Source organism: Johnsonella ignava ATCC 51276, from assembly GCF_000235445.1.
Lineage (GTDB): Bacteria > Bacillota > Clostridia > Lachnospirales > Lachnospiraceae > Johnsonella > Johnsonella ignava.
Genome location: NZ_JH378839.1, coordinates 9579 through 14645 on the forward strand (window position 1 = coordinate 9579; position 5067 = coordinate 14645).

The following is a 5067-nucleotide window of genomic DNA, read 5'->3' on the forward strand; positions in this document are numbered from 1 at the left end:
CTTTATCGGTATTTTCTTTTATGGAAGATATGATATAAATTCTTAAAACTTCACTTATTTTGCTATTCAAAAGTAGTAAAATAGTAGTAATCCTAATACTTATATCACATAGCCAGCTTATTAAATTCCTCTTTTACAGTCTGTATGTTGGCGTGGGTATAGTAATCAAGTGTCATTGCTATACTTGCGTGTCCCATAAGATACTGTAAAGATTTGGGATTAAGCTCGGCACCCGCTAACTTAGTGCAGAATGTGTGCCTTAAGGTATGAAGTGTCATTATCTTAGGTAAGGGAATAATATTAGTCATATTATATCTTCCAATAAGCCTTGAAAACATAGAACAATACTCTTGTTGAGTTCGTGGATGCCCTGTTCTTGAGACAAACATAAAGTCTGTATATCCGTCGATGACAACTTCACTGCTACATTTCCTAAAGCTTTTTACCCTAAGCATAGCTTTATACACTTCCACACTCATGGGTATCTGCCTGATACCGTTTTTTGTCTTTGGCGGAGCGATATATTTTTTACCACAAGATAATAACTGATGGTCTACGTTTATAAGCCTGTTTTCAAAATCAACATCATTTAAGGTTAATCCGCACAGTTCGGATATTCTAAGCCCCGTACCGAGAAGTACCACAATATCATCATAGTATTTTTTATATACAGTATCCTCTCTGATAAATGAAAGCAGACTTTCTTCCTGTTCTTTTGTTAATGCCTGTTTTTTAATAGTGGTATCTTCTATAACCGTGCCAAAATCAAAGCTGAAAGGGTTCTTTCTTACGTAGTCCTCTCTGACAGCGGTATAAAAGCAGGCAAGCAAAGAGCGTCTGTAATTTTTTATTGTATTATAAGCATATCCCTTTTCTTTCATACGAAGCACCCAGTCCTTAGCGTCTGATACTTTAACTTTATCAATGCTTAATCCACCCAGCTTATCCTGTTCCAGTATTTTCATAAGATGTTGTCGAACTGTATTAGTGCCTAAACGCACATTTGACTTGTATTTTATATGCTTTTCATAAAGCTCCTTTACGGTCATCTGCCCGCCTATGGGATTAATGTTATCTCTTAGGTCTTTTTCTATCTGTGTGATTTTTTCCCTAAGTGATATGTCATCTTTTTTACCGTTAGGCGTCCTGTCCGTCGGTACAAGCTTCCAAGCATAAACAAACTGTATTTTTCCTAGGTTATTAGTATATTTATAAGCATATCTTCCGTCTTTTCTTTGACTCTCTCCCGTGCGTAATACGCGATTTTTATTGTCTCTTCTTTTTTCAGACATCTTTTTGCTCCTTTCTTTTCGGAAAGAGCCTTGATATACTTAAGGTTATTATAACACGGAAGATAATAAGTTTCAGCCTGTTTTTATATAGCATTTATCGTGTCAATCACTTTTTCAAACTGCTTACGTTTAATCTGTATGCGGTTACCGTTCATAATGAGCCAGTTGGCATTGGGATTTTCCTCCGCAAGTTTTCTCAGTTTATTTTCACCTACTCTAAAATATAAAGAAGCTTCTTCAACGGTAAGCGTATATTTCTCCCATATAGGCATAACTTCTTTACCCATACATCAAGGTTCCTTTCATCAGATATATTTTTTCTAAGTAAAGCTGACGGTCTTAGCAAGACCTCACGGGAATTCCACCCCTGCACTTACAGTCCAGCCCTACCCATTGCCTTTACGAGCCGTTAAGCCCTGACTGTGGCTATAGGGGAGTATCATTATAGTATCTGCAAGTCGTCGCCTTACAGGGTGCCAATCCTGTATTTTCTAAAATGGTGTTTATCGCTCGCCTTTATAAACTTATACATCATTTTTATAAAGGATTATGGCGTACCTTTAGCCCGGCTCTTTACAGATATAAGGTATCCGCTTTACTTTTTATGCTGCAACGCCGTTATCTTGTGTGCTTTCTTTGTCAAGGTTCATTCCCAAAAGAAATATTCAGATTACGAAAGGGGACTTATAATATGAATATTTAGATTTCAAATACCAGTATTGCTCGCATAATCTTTGAACGCAGGTGGTCTCTTATATCGGTATTTACTCCATAATAAGTATTTCCTGTTTTATCGTAAGCTTTTCTAAGGGATAAATAGCTTATCTGACTGTCATAATGACATATAACTATATTCATCGCTTCCGGTTCTCCCTTAGTTGCAGATAGGATAATAGGATAAGGAAGCAATCCTTTTTCTCTATTCTCCATAGCCGTTTAATCTCTCTTCAATATATTTTTTCAGCAGCTGCAAGCCCTTAGTTCTTTTATACTGTATCGCACTTCTTGAAAAATTAAGAAGACCTGCTATATCTATGTCCTTTAATTCAGAAAAATAATACATAAATATGATTTCTCTCTTGTCTTCTGGAAGACTTAGAAGTGCTTCGGATAACAGTTTTTCACTTATGCTTACTTTTCCTATGCTGATTTCATTGTTTAAGTCCTTAAAATACTCATCTAAGGTACACAGGGACTTTTCATCAGCACTTGACATATCGGAAAATAAGACTTCTTTTTGACTAAGCCTGTTTAATTCTTTATGTGCATTAGCAGCTTCATTTTTAATGACCTGCTTACAATATCCGTTAAAGGCACAGCGTATCTCAAATTCGTTGCGTGTTTGTCTATCCATAGCATTATCTCCTTTCTTACTATGAATATTTCCTGTTTCCCCTTTCACTACCTACAACAACGAAATTTCAAAAATGCCAAAGTTTTTTAGAGAAATTTAAGAAATAAAAAAAGTTCTACATTTTGCATAGTAGAACTTTTAGGAAAGGCATTTGTATTATATATTTTTACTATGCCCTTGAAAACAAGAAACAGGGTAGAAAATTACCCTGTTTCCAAATAACGAGCATTCAATATAAAATAAATACCTAAGTGAAATTTATAAGGCACCATCTAAAATAACGCTAAATAATGGCATACTAATTTTTTCCTCCACATCGCATAAGTAAAATAGTTGTACCACTTAATATACTGACTTATATAGTTAATACTTTAAACTTCTTTTTCTGTATATAATAATCCACCCCACGATTAATGCAACAAATATAATTAAAGCTATTGGTACATAATATTTAGTAGGTTTACTTGTTGATGAAGTTCCACTATATACTACATCTTCAGGAGCTGTATTTTCTGCATTACTAGGGGTAGAATAACGCATCTCTGGATATTTTTTTTGATAATCTGATATAATCCCCTTTATTTCTTCAAGAGTATAAAATCCTGACTTGACAGGAAAACCGTAATAATCCATATCCCATAAAATGCCAATCCTTATGCTTCCATCTTCAAATCTTTTCACCAATACATTGCTGCCAAACGGGGTGGTCCTATCCATACCGAAAACTAGCAAATCTTTCATACTCGAATTGTACTGTTCTCCAAGTAAATTTGAAATCTTTATTGTAATTAAGTCATTTTTATCATATGTAACCCCTGACGCAGGATGCTCTAAAACACCATTTTCATTTTTCATAAAATACAATTCTTCATATGTATCATCAGCATTCCATTGCGTAGCAACCCAAATTGCATTAGTTTGGTCTATAGTATCACTATTTGCTTCATCTATAAGTTTACTTAGTTGATCTTCACTTTCAATTTCGCTTATATTCATTGCTTGGAACACAAAATATGCGTCTGTATTATCTAAAATCGGTACTATTTCTGCCAATACTTCATTTTCCATTGGCTCCTGCATAATTTCACGTGAACGTTCCACACTATATCTATATGCCTCTCTTAACTCATCACTACTTGGTGGTGTCATAGCATACACCTCTCTATTTGAAGATAGTATAATAGCTAATATAAATACAAATACTATAGTTGATTTTATCCTTTTCATGGTATCCTCCTATCTGTAATAATAGTTTGTACTGTTATATTTTCCAAATCCTGAACGACCATATTAAAAATATGTATTAGAATCTATTGCCTGAGAACTCACTTTATAGAATGGTGTTACACCCACTCCAGGATCTTTAAACCAAAATACCCTAAAGTGAACCCATTTGTCAAGACAATTTTTTTAAAAATTTAAGTTGGATTTCGGAAGAGATTATTCCATCCCTTTATCCCTTAGTTACCCACCAAGTGTGGATATATGAACTGTCAAGGGTGTGCTGCAAAGCAGCTTCCGAAGGAACCCTTTACAGCTCATATATCTGCACTTATACTACACAAGAGGGAGAAACAGGATAATTACCTATCTCGGTATATTTCTTCCGGTGTGCGGTATTTTAAGCGTGAGTGTGGACGCTCGTGATTATAAAATTTTATATAGTTATGAATTCCGATACGTGCTTCTTTTGGTGTCTCGTAAGCCTTAGGATATATATCCTCATATTTTATGGTTCGCCAGAGCCTTTCTATGAATATATTATCATAGGCACGCCCACGGTGATCCATACTGATTTTGGAACCTGCATCCAGAAAAATCTGTGTGAATTTTGGGCTTGTAAAATGACTTCCTTGGTCTGAATTCATGATTTCAGGACCGGATACATTTAATGCCTTACGGCTGGTATCAAGAACAAAATCTATTTCCATAGTATCACTCAATTGCCAGTGTAGCACGAACCTTGAATACCAATCAATAATTGCTACCAAGTATAGCCGGTTTGTTTTTACAGGAATATAGGTGATATCAATCGACCGGACTTGATCCGGATGGTCGATTTTAAGCCCTTTTAGCAAGTATGGATATATTTTATTAGCCGGCTCAGGTCTGCTTGTATTTTGCCTTGGATATATTGCCTGTATACCCATTTCCTTCATATGGCGAAGGACTGCTTTATGATTAATCACATAATGCTCTATTTCATTCATATACCAGCAAATGCGACGGTATCCATACATTGGATATCTGGTATAGATTTTATCAATCATCTGCTTTATATGTAAATCTTCCGTGGAATGCGGAATCGGCTGATAATAAAGACCGCTTCTGTTAAGCTCTAAAAGGCGAACTTGTGTAGAAATAGGAAGGGTTGAGCCATTCATGTCAACAAGCAGACGGCGTTGTGTGTAGTGGTCAAGC

At 35.5% G+C, this 5067-nt stretch carries 6 protein-coding genes; all 6 read right to left on the minus strand.

The window, feature by feature from the left end; genetic code table 11:
• Positions 1-104: 104 nt before the first annotated feature.
• Complete coding sequence (locus HMPREF9333_RS10545; protein WP_005541936.1) at positions 105-1292, minus strand: tyrosine-type recombinase/integrase; 1188 nt, start codon at positions 1290-1292, stop codon at positions 105-107.
• An 83-nt stretch (positions 1293-1375) separates the two neighbouring features.
• Positions 1376-1579 (minus strand): excisionase, encoded by a 204-nt coding sequence (locus HMPREF9333_RS10550; protein ID WP_005541937.1) that lies wholly within the window; start codon positions 1577-1579, stop codon positions 1376-1378.
• 412 nt (positions 1580-1991) lie between these two features.
• On the minus strand, positions 1992-2222 hold the full coding sequence (locus tag HMPREF9333_RS10555; RefSeq protein ID WP_005541938.1) for a helix-turn-helix domain-containing protein: 231 nt from the start codon (positions 2220-2222) through the stop codon (positions 1992-1994).
• Positions 2212-2646 carry an RNA polymerase sigma factor gene (locus HMPREF9333_RS10560; RefSeq protein ID WP_040882971.1) on the minus strand — a complete coding sequence of 145 codons (435 nt, stop codon included), beginning with the start codon at positions 2644-2646 and terminating at the stop codon, positions 2212-2214. The genes HMPREF9333_RS10555 and HMPREF9333_RS10560 overlap by 11 nt, the downstream gene beginning before the upstream one ends.
• A 363-nt stretch (positions 2647-3009) precedes the next feature.
• Entirely contained in the window at positions 3010-3873 is an 864-nt protein-coding gene (locus tag HMPREF9333_RS12360) for a hypothetical protein (RefSeq protein ID WP_005541940.1), read from the minus strand.
• A 356-nt stretch (positions 3874-4229) separates the two neighbouring features.
• On the minus strand, positions 4230-5067 hold an 838-nt coding region (locus tag HMPREF9333_RS10570), incomplete at its 5' end, for an IS3 family transposase (RefSeq protein WP_169311770.1).

Coding starts and splice junctions, on each gene's coding strand:
- HMPREF9333_RS10555 (WP_005541938.1), bottom strand. CDS start 2,222: ATGGAGAATAGAGAAAAAGGATTGCTTCCTTATCCTATTATCCTATCT.
- HMPREF9333_RS10545 (WP_005541936.1), bottom strand. CDS start 1,292: ATGTCTGAAAAAAGAAGAGACAATAAAAATCGCGTATTACGCACGGGA.
- HMPREF9333_RS10560 (WP_040882971.1), bottom strand. CDS start 2,646: ATGGATAGACAAACACGCAACGAATTTGAGATACGCTGTGCCTTTAAC.
- HMPREF9333_RS10550 (WP_005541937.1), bottom strand. CDS start 1,579: ATGGGTAAAGAAGTTATGCCTATATGGGAGAAATATACGCTTACCGTT.
- HMPREF9333_RS12360 (WP_005541940.1), bottom strand. CDS start 3,873: ATGAAAAGGATAAAATCAACTATAGTATTTGTATTTATATTAGCTATT.